Annotated in this window: 19 protein-coding genes; 16 read left to right on the forward strand and 3 right to left on the reverse strand. The window is 40.0% G+C overall.

Annotated features, from left to right (window positions below; all coding sequences use genetic code 11):
- The 8 genes from glgB to rluF form a co-directional block, all read left to right on the forward strand.
- A partial coding sequence (gene glgB, locus H5232_RS09170) for a 1,4-alpha-glucan branching enzyme (RefSeq protein WP_182830806.1) occupies window positions 1–1,070 on the forward strand: 1,070 nt, incomplete at its 5' end.
- Complete coding sequence (gene glgX / locus H5232_RS09175) at window positions 1,054–3,114, forward strand: glycogen debranching protein GlgX (RefSeq protein ID WP_182830807.1); 2,061 nt, start codon at window positions 1,054–1,056, stop codon at window positions 3,112–3,114. The genes glgB and glgX, both read left to right, overlap by 17 nt.
- Complete coding sequence (locus H5232_RS09180) at window positions 3,104–5,629, forward strand: glycogen/starch/alpha-glucan phosphorylase (RefSeq protein ID WP_182740062.1); 2,526 nt, start codon at window positions 3,104–3,106, stop codon at window positions 5,627–5,629. The genes glgX and H5232_RS09180 overlap by 11 nt, the downstream gene beginning before the upstream one ends.
- A 14-nt stretch (window positions 5,630–5,643) precedes the next feature.
- Window positions 5,644–6,945, forward strand: a complete 1,302-nt coding sequence (glgC, locus tag H5232_RS09185; protein WP_182830808.1) for a glucose-1-phosphate adenylyltransferase — start codon at window positions 5,644–5,646, stop codon at window positions 6,943–6,945.
- A gap of 32 nt (window positions 6,946–6,977) precedes the next feature.
- Window positions 6,978–8,519 (forward strand): glycogen synthase, encoded by a 1,542-nt coding sequence (locus H5232_RS09190; RefSeq protein ID WP_182830809.1) that lies wholly within the window; start codon window positions 6,978–6,980, stop codon window positions 8,517–8,519.
- Between the two features lie 118 nt (window positions 8,520–8,637).
- Window positions 8,638–9,849: an EAL and HDOD domain-containing protein gene (locus H5232_RS09195; protein WP_182718648.1), complete on the forward strand. Its 1,212-nt coding sequence runs from the start codon at window positions 8,638–8,640 to the stop codon at window positions 9,847–9,849.
- A 16-nt stretch (window positions 9,850–9,865) separates the two neighbouring features.
- A complete protein-coding gene (locus tag H5232_RS09200) occupies window positions 9,866–10,951 on the forward strand; it encodes a DUF418 domain-containing protein (protein ID WP_259398509.1) in 1,086 nt (361 codons plus the stop codon).
- A 303-nt stretch (window positions 10,952–11,254) separates the two neighbouring features.
- On the forward strand, window positions 11,255–12,178 hold the full coding sequence (gene rluF / locus H5232_RS09205; protein ID WP_182767903.1) for a 23S rRNA pseudouridine(2604) synthase RluF: 924 nt from the start codon (window positions 11,255–11,257) through the stop codon (window positions 12,176–12,178).
- 60 nt (window positions 12,179–12,238) lie between these two features.
- Here the strand turns inward: rluF and H5232_RS09210 are convergent, their stop codons facing one another.
- Together H5232_RS09210 and H5232_RS09215 are read right to left on the reverse strand one after the other, a co-directional pair.
- Entirely contained in the window at window positions 12,239–15,301 is a 3,063-nt protein-coding gene (locus H5232_RS09210; protein ID WP_182718649.1) for an efflux RND transporter permease subunit, read from the reverse strand.
- A 1-nt stretch (window position 15,302) separates the two neighbouring features.
- Entirely contained in the window at window positions 15,303–16,385 is a 1,083-nt protein-coding gene (locus H5232_RS09215; protein WP_145235892.1) for an efflux RND transporter periplasmic adaptor subunit, read from the reverse strand.
- A gap of 122 nt (window positions 16,386–16,507) precedes the next feature.
- Here H5232_RS09215 and H5232_RS09220 point away from each other — a divergent pair, with 122 nt between their 5' ends.
- Together H5232_RS09220 and H5232_RS09225 are read left to right on the forward strand one after the other, a co-directional pair.
- Window positions 16,508–17,401 carry a LysR family transcriptional regulator gene (locus H5232_RS09220; protein WP_149980168.1) on the forward strand — a complete coding sequence of 298 codons (894 nt, stop codon included), beginning with the start codon at window positions 16,508–16,510 and terminating at the stop codon, window positions 17,399–17,401.
- Window positions 17,402–17,707 (forward strand): MGMT family protein, encoded by a 306-nt coding sequence (locus H5232_RS09225; RefSeq protein ID WP_145235885.1) that lies wholly within the window; start codon window positions 17,402–17,404, stop codon window positions 17,705–17,707.
- Between the two features lie 9 nt (window positions 17,708–17,716).
- On the opposite strand, the gene H5232_RS09230 is transcribed toward H5232_RS09225, so the two are convergent.
- Entirely contained in the window at window positions 17,717–18,355 is a 639-nt protein-coding gene (locus H5232_RS09230) for a hemolysin III family protein (protein WP_182740059.1), read from the reverse strand.
- A 255-nt stretch (window positions 18,356–18,610) separates the two neighbouring features.
- Between H5232_RS09230 and H5232_RS09235 the strand changes: the two genes are divergently transcribed.
- From H5232_RS09235 to phrB, 6 genes are all read left to right on the forward strand, one after another.
- Window positions 18,611–18,901: a hypothetical protein gene (locus H5232_RS09235; RefSeq protein WP_149980170.1), complete on the forward strand. Its 291-nt coding sequence runs from the start codon at window positions 18,611–18,613 to the stop codon at window positions 18,899–18,901.
- Between the two features lie 213 nt (window positions 18,902–19,114).
- A complete protein-coding gene (locus tag H5232_RS09240) occupies window positions 19,115–19,693 on the forward strand; it encodes an LON peptidase substrate-binding domain-containing protein (RefSeq protein WP_182794299.1) in 579 nt (192 codons plus the stop codon).
- Between the two features lie 66 nt (window positions 19,694–19,759).
- Window positions 19,760–20,383 carry a sigma-70 family RNA polymerase sigma factor gene (locus tag H5232_RS09245; RefSeq protein ID WP_182830817.1) on the forward strand — a complete coding sequence of 208 codons (624 nt, stop codon included), beginning with the start codon at window positions 19,760–19,762 and terminating at the stop codon, window positions 20,381–20,383.
- Window positions 20,376–21,038 carry a ChrR family anti-sigma-E factor gene (locus tag H5232_RS09250; RefSeq protein ID WP_182830810.1) on the forward strand — a complete coding sequence of 221 codons (663 nt, stop codon included), beginning with the start codon at window positions 20,376–20,378 and terminating at the stop codon, window positions 21,036–21,038. The genes H5232_RS09245 and H5232_RS09250 overlap by 8 nt, the downstream gene beginning before the upstream one ends.
- A gap of 8 nt (window positions 21,039–21,046) precedes the next feature.
- Window positions 21,047–22,000 carry a DUF523 and DUF1722 domain-containing protein gene (locus H5232_RS09255; RefSeq protein ID WP_145235868.1) on the forward strand — a complete coding sequence of 318 codons (954 nt, stop codon included), beginning with the start codon at window positions 21,047–21,049 and terminating at the stop codon, window positions 21,998–22,000.
- Window positions 22,000–23,394, forward strand: coding sequence for a deoxyribodipyrimidine photo-lyase (phrB, locus tag H5232_RS09260; RefSeq protein ID WP_182830811.1), 1,395 nt, complete (start codon window positions 22,000–22,002; stop codon window positions 23,392–23,394). The genes H5232_RS09255 and phrB overlap by 1 nt, the downstream gene beginning before the upstream one ends.

The raw sequence follows: 23,394 nt of genomic DNA on the forward strand, positions 1-23,394 counted from the left end.
GCCCAGAGGTTCGCAGCTTTTTAGTTGCTAATGCAATGTATTGGTTAGAAGAATTTGCCATTGATGGATTACGTGTCGATGCTGTTGCCTCAATGCTATACCTTGATTACAGTCGTGAAGATGGACAGTGGATCCCGAATAAGTTTGGCGGACGTGAGAATCTTGGTGCTATTGAGTGTTTAAAACAAGTTAACTTACGTTGTTATGCTAATAACCCCGGCATTATGATGGTAGCTGAAGAGTCAACGGCATGGCCTGGTGTTACCCGTCAGGTGAATCATGATGGCTTAGGGTTTGGTTACAAGTGGAATATGGGCTGGATGAACGACAGCCTTCACTATATGCAACGCGATCCTTTATATCGCCAACATCATCATCACGAATTAACTTTTTCGATGGTGTATGCCTATAGTGAAAATTATATTTTACCTTTAAGCCATGATGAAGTGGTGCACGGTAAAGGCTCATTAATTGAAAAAATGCCTGGTGATGATTGGCAAAAATTTGCAAATTTACGCGCGTATTATGCATTTATGTGGGCGCATCCAGGCAAAAAATTACTGTTCATGGGCGGTGAGATTGCCCAGCGTAGCGAGTGGAATCATGATCAATCAATTGATTGGCATTTACTTGAGCATCTATCGCATCAAGGTGTACAACGAACTATCGCGCAGCTCAATAAAGTATATCGCGATGTTCCAGCTTTACATCAGCTAGATACTGATCCGTCAGGTTTTAGCTGGATCGATAATCAAAATGCTCAACAAAGTATTTTTAGTTTTATTCGCTTTGCTAAGAAAGCCAGTAATTACGTGGTTGTGGTAAGTAACCTCACACCAACGGTTTATCATGATTATTGTATTGGTGTACCAAGCTCAGGTGAATTTGAAGTCATTTTAAATACCGATGACGAACAGCTATTTGGCTCTGGAGTACAAGTGTGTGGGCAATCAGCTAAAACAACCAGTACAGCAACTCCATGCCACGGGCATCAACATAGCATTAAACTCTCACTGCCAGCGCTTGCGACGGTTTATTTAAGAAGGGTGGCTGATGAGTTTATCGATTGAATTAAATAAAGGGCAAACTTTTCCGCTGGGAGCCAGTGTATTAACAAACGGTGTAAATTTTGCTGTTTATGCGCCATTGGCTAAACAGTTGTATGTGTGTTTATTTGATGCCAGTGGTCATACCGAAGTTTTAAAGTTAGCAATGAATAATAATGAAGGGGGGATATGGAGTTTACATATAACCCCACTGGCTATGGGCACTTTATATGGTTATCGCGCAGAAGGTGAATATCAACCTAAAAAAGGATTGTTTTTTAATAGCCAAAAATTGTTAATTGACCCCTATGCAAAAGATTTATTTGGTGAGTTTACCTGGAGTGAACGCCACTATGGGCAAATGCCTAAAGGTACTTTGAGTACGGTAAACAACGCCATTGATATCCCTAAATCTAGAGTCACACAGCTGCAGCCTTATCAAGGTAAAAAACCGGGCCATAGTTGGGGAGAAACGGTTATTTATGAATGTCACGTTAAAGGCGCCACAGCACGACATCCCTCTATTCCAAGTCAGCTACAAGGTACCTATTTGGGCTTGAGCCATCCCAGTTTTATAGAGCATTTACGTACACTTGGCGTAACCACTTTAGAATTGTTACCGGTACATAGTTTTATTAGCGAACAGTTTTTAACCGCCAAAGGCCTGCAAAACTACTGGGGTTACAATACATTAAATTTTTTTACACCAAATAAAGATTACTTAGTAACTGATGAAATTGGTGAATTTCAACAAATGGTTACTAAACTTCATCAAGCGGGTATTGAAGTGATTTTAGATGTGGTTTACAACCACACCGCAGAGGCTGGTAGCGACGGTCCTTTGTTATCTTGGCGCGGCCTAAATAACCCTGGTTATTACCGTAGTGTTAACGATAACCCTGAAGTTTATATCAATGACACTGGGTGTGGTAATACCTTAAATATAGACGACCCATTTAGCTTGAAAATGGTACTCGATAGCTTACGTTATTGGGTAGAAATAATGGGTGTTGATGGTTTTAGGTTTGATTTAGCAACTATTCTTGGACGGACGCCGCATGGCTTTAGCCAAACCCATAGTTTTTTACAAGCAATCAATCAAGATCCAGTGTTAAGCCAAGTGAAATTAATTGCTGAGCCTTGGGACATAGGCCCTGGTGGTTATCAATTGGGAGCATTTCCTGCGCCTTGGCGTGAGTGGAATGATAAATACCGTGATGTTGTTAGGCGCTTTTGGCAAGGGCAGCACAATATGCTGGCTGATCTTGCAAAACGTTTACATGGCTCTTTTGATTTGTTTGATCATAATCACCGTGGGCCATTAAATAGTATTAATTTTATAACCAGTCATGATGGCTTTACTTTAACCGATTTAGTGAGTTACGAACAAAAGCATAACGAAGCGAATGGTGAACAAAACCGCGATGGGCACAGTGCTAATTATTCGTTTAATTGCGGTGTTGAAGGCTTTACTGATGATTTAAAAGTTACCTCCATGCGGTTACAACAACAAAAAAACTTTTTACTTACCTTACTACTTTCCAAAGGAGTGCCTATGCTGTCATCAGGCAGTGAAATGGGGCACTCGCAAGGAGGGAATAACAATGCTTATTGTCAAAATAACCGCACTAGTTGGCTGGCATGGAAAGACTCGCAGCGTAGCCACAGCCTCATTCGTTTTATTGACGATGTATTGACCTTACGAAAGCAACACTGTGTGTTTAAACACAGTGTATTTTTACACGATAGCGATAAGCGATTTAGTGTTGATTGGTATACCGAGCAAAGCCAAGCCATGCAAGAAAGTGACTGGCATGATGGTTCAAAACAGTTTTTGATGTATAGCTTAAAAGATACACAACTAAATACGGCATTACTCATTATTTTGAATGCCAGTAATGTGGCAGTTAAATGTCAATTACCTGCTAATCACGATTTATCGGTATGGCGTTTAGCGCTTAGCAGTGTTGATCAAGCAATGGTTAAAAATACAGAACAGTTTGAGGTTGCTGCACAAAGCAGTTGGGTTTTTACAGCCAATTTAGAGGACGAATGTAATGGCGAATAATGGTGAACAAATGTGTGTTGCTAAAGGTTGGCAAGATGCCCCTTTAATAGATGAAAGTACGCTTGAAGATGATTTATCACGCCATTTCTATTATACCCTTGGGCGCGATAAGGTCGGAAAGTCTCAACTGTATTTGTATAACGCACTAGCGTTGACAATTCGCGATCGATTAGTCGCTCGTTGTCGAGCAACAAAACAGCAAATGCACAGTGAAAAGCGTCGTAAAACGGCTTATATATCACTTGAGTTTTTAATGGGCCGAGCACTAGGTAATGCCATTTTAAATTTAGATTTAGAAGAGCAAGTCAAACTTGCACTTAATAATTATTGCGCTCACATTGAACATGTTGCGCAAGCAGAGCATGACGCTGGGTTAGGTAATGGTGGTTTAGGCCGCTTAGCTGCGTGTTTTCTAGATAGTTGTGCGAGTTTAGCATTACCTGTAACCGGTTATGGTATTCGTTATGAATACGGCATGTTTAACCAGTCAATCGAAAATGGCCATCAAATAGAGCAGCCTGATAATTGGTTACGTGAAGGGCATCCATGGGAGCTGAGCGCACCAGAGCAAGCCAAGCGTGTTAAGTTTTTTGGCCATGTTGAAAGTTATACTGATAAGAACGGACGCATTCATCGACAATGGTTAGACACTGAAGATGTATTAGCTGTCCCTTATGATGTGCCGATCCCTGGCTATAAAAATGACATAGTTAACACCCTCAGACTCTGGAAATCAGAAGCCACTGATGAGTTTGATTTAGGTGAGTTTAACGCCGGTAGTTACTCAGAAGCCGTCGCGCATAAAAACCTTGCCGAACAAATCACCATGGTACTTTATCCTAATGACAGCAGCGAAAATGGTAAAGAGCTACGTTTAAGGCAGCAATACTTTTTATCGTCGGCGAGCTTACAAGATATTGTTGGTCTATGGGTATCACAGCATGGTGAAAAGTTTAGTGATTTTGCTGATTTTCATGTTTTTCAACTTAATGACACCCACCCAAGTATTGCTGTTGCAGAGTTAATGCGATTGCTGATTGATGATTATGACTTGGATTGGGATGCTGCATGGCAGATCACCACAAAAACCATGGCGTATACCAATCATACGTTGCTTCCAGAAGCGCTCGAAAAGTGGTCTGTGTCATTATTTGCGCGTTTATTACCGCGTATTCTTGAAATAATTTATGAAATAAATGCACGTTTTCTTGCTCAAGTTGCGTTGGCGTGGCCGGGGGATGTTGCAAAACAACAAGCGTTGTCTTTAATTGAAGAAGGCTCAGATCCACAAGTAAGAATGGCGTATTTAGCCATTGTTGGCAGTTTTTCAGTTAATGGCGTAGCAGCATTGCACACAGAATTACTTAAAGAAGGTTTGTTTAAAACTTTTTATGAATTGTGGCCTGAAAAATTCAACAATAAAACTAATGGTGTAACGCCAAGGCGGTGGATAGCTCATTGTAACCCCAAACTAACACAGTTGATTGGTGAAAAAATTGGTCAAGATTGGGTGAGGGATTTTGCGCAAATTAGCCAGCTGCGTCGCTATTATGATGATGTTAAATTCCATAAACAATGGCAAAGCGTCAAACTTGAAAACAAACAACGGCTAGTTGATTTAGTCAAAGAGCGTTGTGGTGTTGAATTTGACACTAGCATGCTATTTGATGTGCAAGTTAAACGAATTCATGAGTATAAGCGCCAATTACTGAATGTATTACACATAATTCACTTGTATGACCGGATCCGTCGTGGCGATACCGCCAATTTAGTGCCACGCTGTGTATTACTAGGAGGAAAAGCTGCACCGGGGTATTACATGGCTAAGCGCATTATTAAGCTAATTAATAATGTTGCAGATGTGATCAACAAAGATCCGCTTGCTCAGCCTTATTTACGGGTGGCATTTTTACCAAATTATAATGTTACAGCAATGGAAACGATTTGCCCCGCAACAGACTTGTCTGAACAAATTTCAACCGCAGGTAAAGAAGCATCTGGTACCGGTAATATGAAGTTTATGATGAATGGGGCGTTGACGATTGGCACTTTAGATGGTGCTAATATAGAAATTCGCGATGCAGTAGGGGCTGATAACTTCTTCTTATTCGGCGCACAAGCGGAACAAATTGAGGGAATAAAACAAAGCTACAACCCATTACACATTATTCATAATACGCCTGACTTACTAAGTGTTATGCAATTACTTGAAAGTGGGCACTTTAATTTATTCGAACCTGGTTTATTTGACGACATTATTGGTGCAATCAAAAGCCCACATGATCCTTGGTTGGTTGCCCACGATTTTGATAGTTTTGTACAAGCACAAAAGGCGGTTGAACACGCTTATCAAGATCAACAGCATTGGACGCAAATGAGTATTTTAAATACTGCGGCCAGTGGTACTTTTTCAAGTGATAGAACGATCAGCCAATACAGTGATGATATTTGGCATTTGGAAGCATTAACAACATCTAGTTCGGCCGACACAGCCGTAAGCAACAGCAAAGATTAATACGGAGATAAATTATGCCAAGTTATGCAAATCGCTACATAAGTAGTCTGACACGAGAAACCTACGCACTGATTTTAGCAGGGGGCAGAGGTTCACGCTTACATGAATTAACAAACTGGCGGGCCAAACCGGCAGTTTATTTTGGTGGCAAACATCGTATTATCGATTTCCCGCTATCAAACTGTATTAATTCAGGTATTCGTCGTGTTGGGATTGCCACACAGTATAAATCGCACTCGCTGATCCGCCATGTCAACCGTGCATGGGGCCACTTTAAAAAAGAACTGGGTGAATCGGTAGAGATATTACCGGCATCACAGCGTTATGGTGACGAATGGTATTGCGGCACTGCAGATGCGGTGTTCCAAAATATGGATATTATTCGTCATGAGCTACCTAAGTATGTAATGATTTTATCTGGCGATCATGTTTACCGTATGGATTACGGCGGCTTATTGGCAAAACATGTTGAAACAGGTGCAGACATGACGGTGTGCTGTATTGAAGTTCCTTGCGAAGAAGCCGCAGAAACATTTGGTGTGATGACGGTAGATGAAGAGAAACGAGTACGTCGTTTTGATGAGAAACCGAAAATGCCAAGTTCAATTCCTGGTCGTCCGGGCACTTGTTTAGCGTCAATGGGTAATTATGTATTTAATACTGAGTTCTTATTTGAACAACTAAAAAAAGACGCAGAAAACGAAGGTTCAGGCCGTGATTTTGGTCATGATATTATTCCGGCAATTATTGAAGAGCATAATGTATTTGCTTTTCCATTTCGAGAGCCAGGTCATGACGGCCAACCTTATTGGCGTGATGTGGGTACACTTGACTCATTCTGGGAAGCAAACATGGAACTGGTGATGCCAGAGCCACAGCTGGATTTATACGACCCAACTTGGCCTATTTGGACTTACCAAGAACAACTGCCACCGGCTAAGTTTATTTTTGATAATGATGACAGACGTGGCATGGCTGTAGATTCAACCGTATCAGGCGGCTGTATTATTTCAGGCTCGGTGGTTCGTAAATCACTGTTATTTTCTAATGTACATATTCGTTCATACTGCGTCATTGAAGAGTCAGTGATATTACCGGGTGCGATTATTCAACGTAATTGCCGCATTCGCCGTGCTATTATCGACCGTGGTTGTGAAGTGCCTGCGGGCGTTGAAATTGGTTTTGATCGTAAAGCAGACGAAGAAAATGGTTTCAGAGTATCTAAAAAGGGTATTGTGTTAGTGACCCGTGAAATGCTCACAGAACTTTCCAAAAAACTTGAGCGCCAAGAGCGTGAGAGTAAACGATTAGCTTAAAATATCATACAGTTGTAGGAAGTAAGAAAAAGATGCATGTATTAATGGTTGCGGCCGAAAATGACGCTTTACCAAATGCCAAAGTGGGTGGTGTTGCAGATGTACTACGAGATTGTCCCAAAGCATTAGCGGAGCTTGGCTTAACCGTTGATGTGGTTATTCCAGATTATGGTTTTACCGCGTTAGAGCGTGTGCAATTAGGCACGCTCCATGTGCCCTTTGCCGGATATATCTATGATGTTCAAGTGTGGCAAGTATATGTTGATCAGCAGCAAGTCAGGCAATTAGTACTATCACATCCGTTATTTAGTCAGCACCATGGCGCTGTATACTGTAATGATGATGGTGACCGACCTTTTGCCACTGATGCCACTAAGTTTGCATTATTTAATGCTGCAGTGTGTGAAGCGCTATTGCAAGGTGTGATCACTCGTCCTGATGTGTTGCATTTGCATGATTGGCACAGCGCGTGTGTGGCGGTATTGTTAAAGTTTGATCATCGGTTTGCATCTTTTTCTTCTTTGCGCAGCGTATTTACAGTACACAATATTGCACTGCAAGGGATCCGCCCATTCAAAGGAGATGATTCAAGTTTAGAAGCATGGTTTCCGGCGTTGAGTTATAACGGCGAGATATTATGCGATCCGCGTTATCCTCATTGCTTTAATCCGATGCGCAGCGCTATCAATTTAGTTGATAAGATACATTTAGTATCTCCAAGCTACGCACAAGAAGTATTGCAAGCCAGTGAACCGCATAATGGTTTTTTTGGTGGTGAAGGCTTAGAGCGCGATTTGAATAATGCGATGGCGAACAATAAAGTCGTCGGAATATTAAATGGCTGTGAGTACACTGAGCACAATGCACAGTCAACCAGTACGCTATCACAATTATACTTTGAGATAGAGCAGGCATTGTTTGTTTGGATGGCTAAAGAAGTTAACCTGCAAAGCAGTAACTATATAGCTCATCAACGGTTGCAGCAGTTCATTGAGCAGCCAGTTAAAGGGCCTTTAGTCACCAGTGTTGGACGCCTAACCGATCAAAAAGCTTTGTTACTGCGCCAACCCTACGAAAACCAGCAAGTGCTTGATGCATTGTGTGAAAAGTTAAATGAACAGCAAGGACGTATGATCATTTTAGGTTCCGGTGACACGGCCCTTGAAGAGGTTATAACAACTGCCATGGCACGAAATAGTAACTTATTATTTTTAAAGGGTTATGGTAATAGCGTTGGCGAATTACTGTATGAGTTAGGGGACTTATTCTTGATGCCTAGCTCCTTTGAGCCATGTGGTATTAGCCAAATGCTTGCTATGCGAGCAGGGCAGCCTTGCTTAGTACATCAAGTCGGTGGTTTAAAAGATACTATCACTCATTTGGAAAATGGTTTTAGCTTTAGTGGTGACACATTACAAACACAAAGCGAGGCGCTGGTAACGTGTTTTGCTAATACTCTTACTCTGAGACAAGAACAACCCAAACAATGGGATGAAATTGTCAGCAATGCTAAGGCTGCTCGCTTTACATGGTCTTATGTAGCAAAGGACTATATCAGTAAACTTTATAATTAATACTGCTATTTATCATCTTACTAGCTATAATGGATTGCAATAACATTATGATTTAGCTACTTAGTATTGTGTTTTATTTCGTAACTAACCATCAATAGTCGAGTTTAAGGGTGAAAAAGTGCAAGTATTTGTTGCGCGCCAAGCAATATTCAATCGTCAACAACATGTAGTTGCCTATGAATTATTGTTTCGTAATAGTACCAATAATTGTTTTCCAGATATTGACGAAAGCGTCGCAACAGCAAAACTGATCATGGAAAATCAGCTTAATTTTGGCACTCGACATATTACTGCTGGTAAAAAAGCACTGATTAATATCGGTCCTGATTCTTTAAAAATGGATTTATGTGCATTTTTGCCTTCGCAAGATGTGGTACTTGAGTTGCTCGAAACAATTGAGCCGACAGAAGAAAACTACCAGCTATGTCGTGCGCTGTTTCATAAAAACTTTGTGTTAGCACTTGACGATTTTGTATATGAGCCTAAGTGGGAAAGGTTTTTAAAACTTGTTAAATTAATCAAATTTGATATTCAAATAACTCCTTTGCAGCAAATTGAACCGATGATTCGACGGCTGCAAAAATACAAAAAGCTAAAGTTGCTTGCTGAAAAAGTCGAAACTATTGATGATTTTAAAATAGCTCATAAGATGGGCTTTGATTATTTTCAGGGTTATTTTTTTGCCAAGCCGGTAGTCATTCAACAAAAAGACATTGATATAAACTATGCATTAGCATTGACCATCTATGCACAAGTTATGAAAGAGCATCCTGATATCAATGCGATTGCGCGATTGTTTCAATTAGATACAGCGTTAGCATTTAAGTTATTAAGATTGATCAACAGCGGTGTGTTTCCTGTCCAAAAAGAAATAGAGTCACTCAAACAGGCTTTAGTCTATTTAGGCCATGATCATATAAAGAAGTTTGTTAGTTTGATCATTACCGCTCACGTTGGACAAACGAAACCTAACGAATTGATCAAAATGTGTATCATTCGGGCGCGATTTTGTGAGCTGATAGCGAAAAAGATAGCGCCTTCGCAAGCGAATAGTGCCTTTTTAACCGGTCTTTTTTCGTTGTTGGATGCAATATTAGATCGCCCAATGGAGCAATTACTCCTTCGTTTACCATTTCCAGAACCAATCAAAGACGCTCTAATGGAAGAAAAAAACACCCTGTATTATATCCTTGCAACAGTAAAAGCGTATGAATCAGGTAGCTGGTGGGCTATGGAGCAAGCAGTTGTATTTATTAACATAAATAGTGATTTACTGCCGAAGTTTTATCGAGATGCGCTAGACTGGTCAAACATACATAAGCACAACTAATAAGTCGAGCCCAATAATGCGTAATCAAAATATGGATGTTATTCGTGGTGTTGCTGTGCTTGGCTTAATGTACATGAATGCCTATTCCTTTGGTTTATTTGAATTTGGTTACGTACCATTACAGTCCCCGCCTTTTTCGGATCATGTTATTCAATGGGTGAGCCTTAGTGTTATTGACGGCCGCTTTCGCAGCTTATTTTGCTTACTCTTTGGTGCTGGCTTATATATTCAGTGGCAGCGTTACCAGCAGCTTGAGCAATTGCAAAAACGCTTAAAAGTATTGGCCGTGTTTGGTTTACTACATGGCTTTTTGTTGTGGGCTGGTGATATTTTGTTTATCTATGCATGCGCAGGTTGGTTGGTCATACAGTACCTTGATGCGAGTGACGAGATGTTATTAAAACGCGGTTGGCAATTTCTATCATTAGCCGCAGCGATAACGTTTTTGATAGCCTTAATTGACCCCACACTGACTATCTATCGAGATTCAGCCGATTTTTTAGCAAGTTATAATGCTTCACGAGGATCGGCATTAACTATTTTTGTCAATAATAGTGTGATGTTTATCGTGATGCTCATTGCACTTCCGCTGATCACTTTGTGGATGGCTGCAGGATTAATGCTATTCGGTATTTATGGCTATAAAAATAAACTGTTTGAGACTGGTTTAACTAAATTAAGCAAAATCAGAGTTTTGTCAATTGCGCTACTGTTAAGTGCGATTAGGATCAGTTTTGAATACCAATCTAGCTTATTTATTAGTGCATTAAAAGAACCCGTAAGCTGGTTTGCAGCATTATTCACAGCCCTATTAATTATTCATTTTGTGGTAATGCTGATGACAAAACATGACTTTCACTTTATTGCATTGCAGCGTGCAGGAAGGCTCGCATTAACTTTATATCTAATGCAAACTATTTGCTTGTTATTGTTGTTTAAAGTTTTTTATCCGCACTGGGTGCTAAGCTTTAATCATTTAGAATATTACGTATTAGTGAGTGGTTTAGTTATTTTTCAACTTAGTTTTAGTGTGATTTATTCGCGTTATTTTAAGCAAGGTCCAATGGAATTTATTTGGCGAAAGTATGCAAATGCTGCTTGAGTTGAAGCTACTGTAAATAGTGTGGTAATTTTTCACTGTCACTGCAGGTTAAAATTATCGCAAACCCATATACCGTAAAACAGAGCAATCGTTTAAGTATAAACAAACAGACTAGATGTTTGCTGTGAAAAGGCTAATTGTTGGTTTAACGGCGCTTTATACTGCGTTATTAATTTTAACAAGTGGCTTCTATTGTTTGCAATCTATGCCTTGTCTAAATCGCTTTTAAATTCAACTGAGCTCGCATCTTAAGGTGGTTTGGGTATACAATATCGGCCTTTAAAATTAATATGAATTTGGCCCATGACAGACTTAAAACGATTAAATAAATTTATTAGTGACACTGGTTTTTGTTCACGACGCGAAGCGGATAAATATATTGAAGATGGTCGTGTTACTGTCAATGGTATTCGACCGGAAATGGGTGTCAAAGTAGCATTGTCTGACACGGTACTGATTGATGGTAAGCCGCTGAAAAAAGTGCCGAAACGCGCGTACATCGCTTACAACAAACCCGTTGGTATAACCTGTACAACTGAGCGTAAAATTCAAAGTAATATCGTCAAAGCGGTTAACTACCCAGATCGTATTTTTCCAATTGGTCGCTTAGATCGCCCATCAGAAGGGTTGATTTTCCTGACAAATGAAGGAGATATCGTCAATAAAATCCTTCGTGCAGGCAATAATCATGAAAAAGAGTATGTTGTTACAGTCGACAAGCCATTAAATCGTCAGTTTGTGAATAAGATGGCAGGTGGTTTACCAATTTTAGATACAGTCACGAAAAAATGCAAAGTTACACAAACAGGACCGCAACAATTTACTATTGTATTAACGCAAGGTTTGAATCGTCAAATTCGTCGTATGTGTGAGTACTTGGGCTATGAAGTGGTCACCTTAAAACGCGTACGTATCATGAATGTCACGTTAAAAGGCTTAAATGTTGGCCAGTGGCGCCATTTAACTGAGCAAGAAATGGCTGAGATTAATAACTCGATTGCCGACTCGGGCAAAACCGAGGAGTTATCAGTGGATGAGAACAAACAATCTGCGAATATCAGCAAGCCTAAACAAGCACGCACGCCTTACAAAGATAACGATAAAAAGCGTGATTTTGCTAAGCATGTCAAACAAGGCCGTTTTGATTCTAAAAATGACCAAATTAACGCCAAACCTGCAAGAAGAAATAGCACCACTCGCACAGGCACATTAAGCCTTAAAAAATAAGATCAAATTGTAAAACCAGGAACAACATAAATTGTGCTCCTGGTTTTATTTAAACCTCAGTTATTTTGCTTTTGGCACCTCAATTTTAAATAGCACGGTATAGAGCACCGGCACTACGATTAATGTCAGCACGGTTGCAAAGCCTAAACCAAACATAATCGTCACCGCCATTGATTGGAAGAACACATCAAATAATAATGGGATCATTCCTAAAATGGTGGTGATTGCTGCCATCGCAACGGGGCGCACACGGCTTACACCGGAATCAAATACTGCTTGATAAGGCTCTTTGCCTTCACTGAGCTCAAGGTTGATCTGATCTACCAACACAATGCCATTTTTAATCAACATACCGCTTAAGCTTAATAACCCAAGTAGCGCCATAAAACTAAATGCGGCGTTCATCACTAGCAAGCCGGCGCTGACACCGATGATTGCTAAAGGTACTGTGGCCCAAATAACCAGAGGTTTTTTTACTGAGTTAAATAGCAACACAGTGACTGCAAACATCGCTAAGTAGCCCAAAGGTAACGAGCCAAAAATAGCTTTTTTTGCCTTTGTTGATGATTCAAACTCACCGCCCCATTGTAATTCATAGCCATTAGGGAGTTTAATTGCTTCAATACCTGGCCTGACTCTTGAAAATAGTTTAGCGGGTGTTTCATCGCCTATTACGTCATGATCGGCCATTACTGTAATAGTACGTTTGCGATCGCGGCGCATTATTAGGCTGTCTTCCCACTGTACAACAAACTCATCCACCACTTGAGTAACTGGCACGAATACGCCTAATACTGGGCTGTATATTTGTAGGTCACGGAGGCTTTCAACATTAAGACGCTCTTGTGCCGGTGAGCGGGCAATAATGGGGATCTGTTGAGTACCATCTTTGTAAATGCCGACTTTTTTACCGGAAAAACTGGTTAATAATAGTTGGTCCAAGTCTGTTTTAGCGATACCCAGACGCCGCGCTTTTTGTTCGTTAAGTTGCGGGCGAATGAGTTTTGAGCGTTCACGCCAATCATCACGAATATTATAAGCACCGGCATCTTTTGCTAGCACTTCTTTTGCTTGTTTAGCTAATTGGCGAAGCACTACTGGATCAGCCCCCGAAAAACGCGCTTCTATTTTAGCATCAGTAGAAGGGCCTATTTCCATACGTTTTATTTTAAGCTTGGCATCAAATACATGGTTGTATTCATAGTCGCGAACTTTTGCAATCATCGTCGCCACTGCTTCGCGGTCTTTTACACGGATAATTAATTGACCATAAGCTGGGTATGATTTTTCAGGTGCGTAGGTCAACATAAACCGTGGTGCGCCTTGTCCTATCGTTGATGTTACTTCTTCGACCAGCTCATCTTTTTGTAAGAATGCTTCGAGTTTGGCGACGCCATCTAAAGTGGCATGAATATCAGCCCCTTGGGTATGCCAATAATCTACGTAAAACATTGGCGTGTTAGAAGCTGGAAAAAACGCTTGTTTAATAAACTTAAAGCCAAAAACAGAGCTAGCTAATAAAACGACCATCAACAATAAAGTGGTTTTACGAAAACGCATCGAGGTGCTTAATAAACTTTTATATAGATTAAAGATCACACCTTGATATGGATCTTCATCATGGCTTTGCTGCTTGAGCTCTGTTTCTTTGAACATTAAGTCAGCAAAGAAAGGAGTTAAGGTGATGGCAGTGATCCAGCTTAGTAATAATGAGATAAATAATACCCAAAATAAGCTGCCGGCAAATTCCCCACTAGCGTCAGAGCTTAAGCCAATTGGCGCAAATGCAGTAATCGCAATCACGGTTGCGCCAAGTAAAGGCCACTTTGTTTGCTCCACTATATTAGCCGCTGCTGTTATCTTTGTTTGCCCTCGCTTTAGGTTTATTAAAATCCCTTCGGTGACTACGATGGCGTTATCAACCAACATTCCTAATGCAATGATCAGCGCACCTAAAGAGATACGTTGTAAATCAATCGCAAACAGTTTCATGAAAATGAATGTACCTAATACGGTCAGCAATAAAATTGCCCCGATCAGTACGCCACTTTTAAAGCCCATAAAGACAAGCAGGACAACAATAACGATAGCGACAGCTTCGAGTAAGCTGATGATAAAGCCATTGACTGATTTTTCGACTTCAACAGGTTGGTTATAAACGGTATTTATTTCCATGCCATGGGGGCGCTGATATTCAAGCGATGCTAAATGCGCTTTAATGTTATCGCCTATATCCACAACGTTTACACCACTGCTAAACGATACGCCAACGAGCAAGGCTTGCTGCTGGTTAAAACGGATTACATTATTAGGTACTTCGGCGTATTCACGAAACACCGTTGCAACGTCACCGAGGTAAATCAGTTCATTTTCACCTGGTTTTGAGATCAGTAGATTTTCGAGCTCTTTTACGTCTTTGAATTCGCCTGTTGGGTGCAGTCTAATTGATTCATCGCCTACGCGTATTTTACCTGCATTCGATACGGTATTTTGTGATTGCAATAATTGATATATTCTAGTTGGTGCAATACCAAGCTGCGCCAGCTTACGCGTCGATATTTCAACCATCACCTGTGCTTGTTGTTCACCACTGACGGTCACTTTACCTACGCCGTCAACGAGTACCAGTTCGCGCTTTAAGTAATCAACATAGTTTTTTAGTTCGTCATAAGAGTAACCATCGCCAGTGACGGCATACATTACGCCGTATACGTCGCCAAAATCATCTAAAATGGTACTTGGGTATACACCACTTGGCAGTGATGAAGCGTTATCGTTAATCTTGCGCCGTAGCTCATCCCAAATTTGTCGTAAGTCTTGTTTGCGATAGTTGCTTTTCATTTCAACGGTAATTTGTGATTTCCCTGGAGATGAAATGCTGGTTACGTAATCCACATACGGCAATTGTTGAATTGCATTTTCAATCGGAAAAGTAACTTCATCTTCTACCTGTTGTGGTGAAGCGCCAGGATATAAGGTGATCACCATGGCTTTTTTTATTGTAAATTCAGGGTCCTCAAGCTGACCAAGTCCTAAATAAGATACTACGCCACCGATTAATAGTAATAGCGCGCACATCCAACTGACGACCTTTTGTTTTATGGCAAGTTCAGCAATGCTCATTTTATAAGCCTCGCTCTTTTTGCCACGGACGTACTTGCATGCCTTCTTTAAGGTAGTGAACACCAGCTGCGACCACAGTTTGACCTTGCTCTAAACCAGCAAGCACTTCAATACCACGTCGATGTAATTGGCCAACTTCAACAGCTTGCTTTTTCACCTTGCCAGTCTGTGGATCGTATAGCCAGACATAGCTGTTATTAGTAGGCTGTGTTGGTTCAGAGAACACCGCTTCAACAGGGAGTAAAATATAGTGTGATTGCGAGTGAGTAACTTTACTTAGATCAATATCTACACTGCCGGTCATGCCTGCCAACAGGTTAAAATCCTTAGGCACAGGTAATGAAAATACCACCTTGTAAGTTAATGTGGCTGGATCTGCTTGGGTGTCGAATTCTTTAATCATTAAGGTATATGATTTATTTGGAAAACCGTCAAAAACCACGCTTGGCTGATAGTCAATGTCTTTATCAATACGGGCGATTAGTTTTTCGGGTACTTGAATGATCACATCCATTAAATCACGGGTTTCTAAGCGAAGAATGTTTTGTTTTGCTTGGATATTCTCAAAGTTTTTAACAAACACTTTGGAAACGGTGCCGCTAAAAGGGGCACGTAATTCGCTATTATCTAAGTTGGTTTTTGCAATTTTTAATGCCGACTCAGCTACCTGTTTATTGGCAAGTGCCTGATCAAGTTCGGATTGACTGGTAATTGATTTATTAAATAGTTTTTGTACGCGTTCAAGTTGCGAGTGCGCCAATTCAAAACGTGCTTTTCGCTCATCATATTGCAGTTGAAAATCTTCAGGGTCTAACTTGGCAAGGAGTTGATCTTTTTCAACATGTTGACCCGCCAATGCCGGGAACTCTAATAACTCACCGTTAACTCTAAACGCCAAATAAGAGCCTTGATTTGCCACTACTTCTGCCGGAAAACTGCGTATTGTCTGATCTGAGTTAGTATCAATTTCAAATAGTTTTACTGGACGAATAGCTTGTTCGACGTGAGTGTCGGTATTTGACTCTTTACAGGCGACTAAACTCAGTATTAATGTTGATATAATTAAAACTGGCGACAGTTTCATGGTCTTCTCCGTGGCTATGAAAACATAAATTAGGTGCAGCATACGCCGCGAACATATAAAATAAAAATTATTAAATTTTAAAAAGATCATAAATAAAATTTATAATCTTAAGTTGGACCATTATGAACTTAGTGCAGTTAAAAATGCTTGATGCCATTGTTCGCACTCAAAGCTTGTCGCAAGCTGCTTCAGCACTGTATAAATCGCAACCAGCTTTAACGTTAGCTATTAAGAAACTTGAAGCTGAGCTTGGTTTTGAATTGTTAGATCGTAGCCATTATCGATTGCAATTAACTGAAAAGGGTCGTATTTATCATCGCGAAGCAGCATTATTATTAGATGCTCAGGCACATTTAGCACAACTGGCCAGTGAGCTTGCACTTGGTAATGAAGCAAATTACAAAATTTGTTATGAGCAGTTATGTCACCAAGCACTGTATAACGATATTATTTGCAATGCTTTTGTTAAACATACCAGCACCGAGTTTAGTGTAACCAGCGGAAAACGCTTTGTTTCTCTTGAGCAAGTTAATAAAGGACAAGCAGACTTAGGGATTGGTCCGTGGTTTGATTTGTTTCATGCTACAGGCGATTTAGAAAGTTTACCGATTGGCAAGCTCGATATTGGTATTGTTAGTGTGACAGGATTAGTGCCAGATAAAGTAACTTATCAACAATTACAGAACTTTCCTTGTTTAGCGATGTTTGAAAGTGATATGAGTTTTGACTCTGATCGTTTATCGTATTCAAAAGGCTCTACCATGATGAAAATTGATGATATATCAACTTTAAAATCGTTTTTATTATCGGGAGCTGGCTGGGCAATGATGAGTTTAGCGCATTGTCAAAATGAACTTGAAAGTGGTGTATTACAACAAATTAAAATACTAGACAGAGAAAATACGTTTAGCGCACAGATCAGAGTATTCCGACAAAATGCCACTCATCATGGACCCGTGGCAAGAGCCGTGTGGCAAGATTTTAAGCAGTTAAGTAAAACGTTTTTAGGGTCGTAAATGCAAGCCAGTAAAGAAGACAAAATTTATACTGTGATGGCGAATATACCGCCAGGAAAAGTAGCTAGTTATGGACAAGTAGCGGCAATGGCAGGATTGCTAAATAATGCTCGGCTAGTAGGGCGGTTATTAAAGTTAATGCCAAAAGATTCAAGCATACCTTGGCATAGAGTAATCAACAGCCAAGGTAAAATTTCTTTTCCTGAAGGGACAGCGCAGTACCAAAAGCAATATCAATTACTGCAAAGTGAAGGCGTAATTTTTAAAAATGGTCGTGTTAATATGCGTCAATTTCAGTGGGACTAATTAAAAAATTTAACCGACCGTAATAATATAGCGGCTGATTGCAATATAGTGACAAACACAGCCTGCAATCACAAATACATGCCAAAGTGCGTGGCTATATTGACGACTTTTAGCACTATAAAAGAGTGTGCCGAGACTATACAAAATCCCTCCACTGAGTAACCACCATAGTGCATTTACTGGCACATTTAAATAAAGCGGGTAGACAATTGCAACTGCAAACCAACCCATTAATAAATATGTTGATAAAGACACCTTTTTGTTTTGTTTTTTCACCATTAATTTATAGCACACTCCGCCAAGTGCTAAAGACCATATAAATACCAGCGTTAAAATCGACCAAATTCCGGTTAATGAGAGTACTAAAAAAGGGGTGTAAGTGCCTGCAATCAAAATATAAATAGCACAGTGGTCACATTTTTTATAAAAAGCCCGCGCACCTATGCTGCTACTGCTGTGATAAAGCGTAGATGATAAAAACAGCAACAATAAACTACCGCCATAAATAATTGCACTGACCGTTGCTTCAATCGTGTGTATCTTGCCGGTAAGCTCCCACAATACAAACAGTGAAAATACAACGCCTGCGCCGTGAGACAAGCTATTAAGTTGCTCTTCTTTTTTAGAATAAGCGGGTTCAACCGACATCACATACTCATCGTAAAACATTAATATGGGTTTGAGTGTGCAAGTGTACGCTGAAACTTTCAATGCTTATTTATTGACTATATTTTAGTATTTTTAACCACTTTGAATGGTTTTAAAATTCACATCATCAAAAGGTTATGCACTTATGTGATTTAAAGTGCATAAAAAACAATTGGTTAAAATTTATTTCGTGGTTGGCACAACCTTTGATTAAGTAATAGCGACTAACTTAATAACACAATAGGGAATACCATCATGAAAAGCATTATTAAACTATCTGTTGCAGCACTTTTGGTTGTTGGTTCTACACAAGCAAGTGCAAATGACGGTCAATTAGATATCACTCAAACGCTATCAAACAGCATTGCACATTATATTGAAAGTACGAGTGATGAATTACAAAGCAAATTAAAACAGTCATTGTTTAGTGATTCGCAAAAAATGTTAACTGAACTGCTTTCACAGCATAGTGAGCAATCAGCTAAAGTTGCGGAAAATACATCACAACTCGTTGCAACTAGCAATGCAGTAAAAGTTGAGGATTAAGGCAATGAGCAGCGAATTAGGATTATTAGCTTTAATGTTAGCACCTGTAGTGAGCTTATTAAGTGTGTATGCCTCAGTTGAATTATTACGCAACGTAGGGCAGTGGTTAAACATAGGCTAAGGGGATAGCGATAAGTAATAATCAGTAACGTTGATCTTATTTGCTGCGGTGCACGTAACGTAATGCATAGTTAAACTGATGTAGTAAGCCTTATGAAACGTGCAATCTTTCCATTACCGGTATTTATTCTACCAAGCGGGTATACGCGGTTGCGTATCTTCGAACCTCGCTATCTTGATATGGTTAAAGAATCACTTAAAAATGATCATGGTTTCGTACTTTGCCAGTATGATGTTGATAGTTATCTCAACGTTCCTAGGTATGGATGCTTAGTTGATATTATTGACTTTTCACAAGATCAACAAGGACAACTATTAATTGATGTGGTGGCCAAATCTGTGGTTGAGTTAACTGATATAACTCAAGATAAACAGCAACTGCGTTTCGGTCAGCTATCTGCACCTAAAACATCTCTTTGGTTTGAACAACCTCACAACTTAGAGCGCGATGATTCATATTTAGTAACGGCACTAGAGCAGTTGTTTGCTGCTAATCTAGAGTTAACCGATTTATACCGCCAGACACACTTTGATGATCTGAATTGGGTGCTTGCAAGATGGCTTGAATTATTACCTATTTCAATTGATAAAAAACAACAGCTTGCCTTTAAATCGGACTTTGCGAATATCCACTCTTTCCTTCATACTGTGATTAATAACGAATTTTCCTAATTAATATGATCTTATTTTAGTTGCTCTGCGTATTGCACAAGCAAGAACACTAATAGGAATATTATGATGGTAAGTCAACAACTTTCAACACGTTGTGAACCTAACACAGGTAATTACACTGCCATGCCACAAACGCCAAGCAAAGAACTTGCAGATGCATTATCTGCGGTTGCAGCTAATCGTGATAAACACGCTTTTGCTTATTTATTTGCGTACTTTTCACCGAAAATAAAACGCTTTGGTATTAAGCAATTTAATTCAGAAGCGCAAGCGATGGAATTAGTGCAAGACACCCTTACCTCAGTGTGGCGAAAAGCACATCTTTATAATAATGATAAAGGTGCAGCTACAACGTGGGTATATACCGTAATGCGTAACGCATCATTTGATATGCTCAGAAAAATGAAAAGTAATAAAGAAGACAATATTAGCGAAGATATTTGGCCGCTAGTTGAGCAACATGATAATGCCGACTATGAATTTAGTGATCATCTTGAAAACCAGCAAATCAAAAATTACCTCGATAAATTACCTCAAGCTCAACGCGATGTTGTTAAAGGCGTTTATTTTCAAGATATGTCACAAGAGCAACTTGCAGATCAATTGAATATTCCAATTGGTACTGTGAAGTCACGTTTACGTTTAGCGTTACAAAAATTACGCAATGAAATGGGAGACCGCAATGATTAAACATCACCCAAGCGATGCGCTATTAGCGCAGTATTGTAATGCGTCATTACCGGCGAGTATCAGTGTTGCTGTCGCTATTCATCTTGACATGTGTAGTTGCTGTAAAGATAAAGTGCAACGCATTGAAGCGCAAACTGCTGTAGATGTGTTTGCGCATCATAATGAACAACTGCAAACTACAGATTTAGCTATTGATGAACTATCATTACTTGATGCAATTACTGCTGACGATAGTATTGATGATGTATATAAAGTGACGCCACAAACTATCCTTGTCAATCAGCAAAATTATCAATTGCCTCGTGCTCTTGCCCGTATTTCACATAGTAAGTTTATGCAAATGGGTAAGTTATCACGTTCTCGTATCGCTCTCGATGATGGTGCGCTACGTTCGAGTTTGCTACACATAGATGCTGGTGGGGAAATCCCTGAACATACCCACACTGGTTTTGAACTGACTTTATTACTCGATGGTGAGTTTAGTGATGAAGACGACCATTATGTGCCTGGCGACTTTATGTGGCTCGATGGTCGTCATCAACACACTCCGATCACAGAAAAAGGCTGTTTATGTTACACAGTAGTCAGTAGTGCTCTACACTTTAATAAAGGACTGAGTAAGTTACTCAATCCAATTGGCAATTTGATTTACTAGGAGTGTATATGCAGCAATCGACTATTCAAATAGGCATAAGTGCATGCCTTGCAGGTGAGAAAGTTCGGTTTGATAGTGGCCATAAAAAATCAAATTTTTGCATGGATGAATTTGCTAAACATGTTGAATATAAGCGTTTTTGTCCTGAAGTAGCGGTAGGTCTACCGATCCCAAGACCGACAATTAGACAGGTTAAAGTAGGCACAACTATTAAAGTGTGCCGTCCTGACGGCAGTGGTGATGTTGGCCCACAATTGACAGAGTACGGTAAAAAAGTTGCCACAGAGCAGGCTGCACAATTAAGCGGCTTTGTTTTTTGTGCTAAAAGTCCAAGCTGCGGCATGGAACGGATCAAAATATACAATGAAGCAGGCACCGGTAATACATCAGAAGGCGTGGGTTTTTTTGCTGCGCAAATTATGGCTCACAACCCATTGTTACCGTGTGAAGAAAATGGTCGTTTAAATGATATGCACTTGCGTGAAAACTTTGTAATGCGAGTGTTTACTTATAAAAACTGGCAATTATTGCGTCAACAACCAGCAACCCTGCATAGGTTAACGCAGTTTCATGCGCAATATAAGTATTTGTTAATGGCTCACAATTATCAGGCATATAAAGATCTTGGTAATTTACTGGGCACCTATGTTGGCGATGATTTTGAGCAGCTTGCTGACGATTATATTGCAGGTTTAATGGCAGCGCTGAAAAGACCTGCCTCACGCAAAAATAACAGCAATACTTTAATGCACTTACAAGGCTACTTTAAAAAACATTTATCCAAAATTGAAAAAGAAGAGTTACGAGATGCAATTGATGAGTATCGCTCAGGTTTAGTGCCGCTGTATGTACCGCTGACACTCTTAAAACATCATTTGAAAGTACATCCAAACGAATACTTAGCAAAGCAAGTTTACTTCAACCCTTATCCTCACGAACTTAAATTACGCTACGGAATTTAATGAACACTGTATTTTGGTTTAGGCGCGATTTGCGCCTTTTTAATAATCATGCCCTTTATCAAGCAATCGACAATGGTTGTAAAGACGCTATATTTTTTATCACTGAGCAACAATGGCAACGCCATGGTGTTGCTTCAATACAAATTGATTTGCTAAAACGAAGGTTAAACTTCTTAGGTCAGTTACTAGCTGATAATGGCATCACCTTGCATATCATTGAAGCGGGTAATTACGCAGGATGTGTGCAGCAGTTAAGCGAATTCTGCCAGCGACATTCAGTAACGCAGTTATTTGCCAATAAAGAATATGAAATTAATGAAGTTGAGCGCGATAACGCATTTTTACATCATGCTGATGAACTTAAAGTATCAGTCACCTTGTTTGATGGTGACGTGGTTGCACCGCCTGGAACGGTACTGAATCAAAGTGGTGAGATGTTTAAGGTGTTCACCCCTTTTAAAAATGCCTGGCTAAAGCAATATCAAGATACTCATTTTTATTTTCAAGCCCCCCCGACAATGTTTAGCCCAATACCTTGGCAAGGTTCAGCGTTACTTACCGGTGATGATTCCTCACATAAGTGGCCAGTTGATGATGCGTCATTAAGTCAAATCTGTGCCCGCTTTATCAGCGATAAATTACTCAGTTATAAAGATCAGCGAGATATTCCAAGTATTAAAGGCACATCAGGCTTAAGTCCGTATTTAGCTTTAGGCATTGTCAGCGTTCAGCAATTAATTGCTCTTGTACAGCAACAATATGTCGATGTTTTAAGTAGCTCTAAAAGCAATTTATTTACTTGGGTCAACGAGTTAGTGTGGCGTGAGTTTTATCGTCATTTAATTGTGGCTTATCCAAAACTTAATAAATATAACAATTTTAATGAGAAATATGACCCAGTAAAGTGGCGAACTGATGAGGCTGATTTCACTGCTTGGTGTGAAGGTAAAACAGGCTACCCGCTTGTTGATGCCGCTATGAGACAGCTTATTCAAACTGGCTGGATGCATAATCGCTTACGAATGGTAGTTGCCAGTCTTCTTACCAAACACTTGTTAATTGATTGGCGTAAAGGTGAACGTTTCTTTATGCAGCATTTGATCGATGGCGATTTAGCGTCTAACAACGGCGGTTGGCAATGGGCTGCAAGTACCGGGTGCGATGCCCAGCCATACTTTAGAATATTCAACCCGATTACTCAAAGTGAGCGATTTGATCCTGATGGTGATTTTATTCGTAAATATATACCGGAGTTGGAAAATGTGCCGAATAAGCAAATTCATTTTCCACATGAATATTTAGCGAAAAGCGGCAAAGCAAAAGCAGTTTATTGGCCAGCAATCGTTGATCATAAAACGGCTCGCTTACGAGCGCTTGATGCATTTAAGGTATGA

Origin of the sequence: Pseudoalteromonas sp. SG41-5 (genome assembly GCF_014164495.1) — a bacterium.
GTDB lineage: Bacteria > Pseudomonadota > Gammaproteobacteria > Enterobacterales > Alteromonadaceae > Pseudoalteromonas > Pseudoalteromonas rhizosphaerae.

Excerpts from the sequence above, each read along its gene's own strand:
- glgX (WP_182830807.1), top strand. The coding sequence starts at position 1,054 with ATGAGTTTATCGATTGAATTAAATAAAGGGCAAACTTTTCCGCTGGGA.
- H5232_RS09180 (WP_182740062.1), top strand. The coding sequence starts at position 3,104 with ATGGCGAATAATGGTGAACAAATGTGTGTTGCTAAAGGTTGGCAAGAT.
- glgC (WP_182830808.1), top strand. The coding sequence starts at position 5,644 with ATGCCAAGTTATGCAAATCGCTACATAAGTAGTCTGACACGAGAAACC.
- H5232_RS09190 (WP_182830809.1), top strand. The coding sequence starts at position 6,978 with ATGCATGTATTAATGGTTGCGGCCGAAAATGACGCTTTACCAAATGCC.
- H5232_RS09200 (WP_259398509.1), top strand. The coding sequence starts at position 9,866 with ATGCGTAATCAAAATATGGATGTTATTCGTGGTGTTGCTGTGCTTGGC.
- rluF (WP_182767903.1), top strand. The coding sequence starts at position 11,255 with ATGACAGACTTAAAACGATTAAATAAATTTATTAGTGACACTGGTTTT.
- H5232_RS09210 (WP_182718649.1), bottom strand. The coding sequence starts at position 15,301 with ATGAGCATTGCTGAACTTGCCATAAAACAAAAGGTCGTCAGTTGGATG.
- H5232_RS09215 (WP_145235892.1), bottom strand. The coding sequence starts at position 16,385 with ATGAAACTGTCGCCAGTTTTAATTATATCAACATTAATACTGAGTTTA.
- H5232_RS09220 (WP_149980168.1), top strand. The coding sequence starts at position 16,508 with ATGAACTTAGTGCAGTTAAAAATGCTTGATGCCATTGTTCGCACTCAA.
- H5232_RS09225 (WP_145235885.1), top strand. The coding sequence starts at position 17,402 with ATGCAAGCCAGTAAAGAAGACAAAATTTATACTGTGATGGCGAATATA.
- H5232_RS09230 (WP_182740059.1), bottom strand. The coding sequence starts at position 18,355 with ATGTCGGTTGAACCCGCTTATTCTAAAAAAGAAGAGCAACTTAATAGC.
- H5232_RS09235 (WP_149980170.1), top strand. The coding sequence starts at position 18,611 with ATGAAAAGCATTATTAAACTATCTGTTGCAGCACTTTTGGTTGTTGGT.
- H5232_RS09240 (WP_182794299.1), top strand. The coding sequence starts at position 19,115 with ATGAAACGTGCAATCTTTCCATTACCGGTATTTATTCTACCAAGCGGG.
- H5232_RS09245 (WP_182830817.1), top strand. The coding sequence starts at position 19,760 with ATGGTAAGTCAACAACTTTCAACACGTTGTGAACCTAACACAGGTAAT.
- H5232_RS09250 (WP_182830810.1), top strand. The coding sequence starts at position 20,376 with ATGATTAAACATCACCCAAGCGATGCGCTATTAGCGCAGTATTGTAAT.
- H5232_RS09255 (WP_145235868.1), top strand. The coding sequence starts at position 21,047 with ATGCAGCAATCGACTATTCAAATAGGCATAAGTGCATGCCTTGCAGGT.
- phrB (WP_182830811.1), top strand. The coding sequence starts at position 22,000 with ATGAACACTGTATTTTGGTTTAGGCGCGATTTGCGCCTTTTTAATAAT.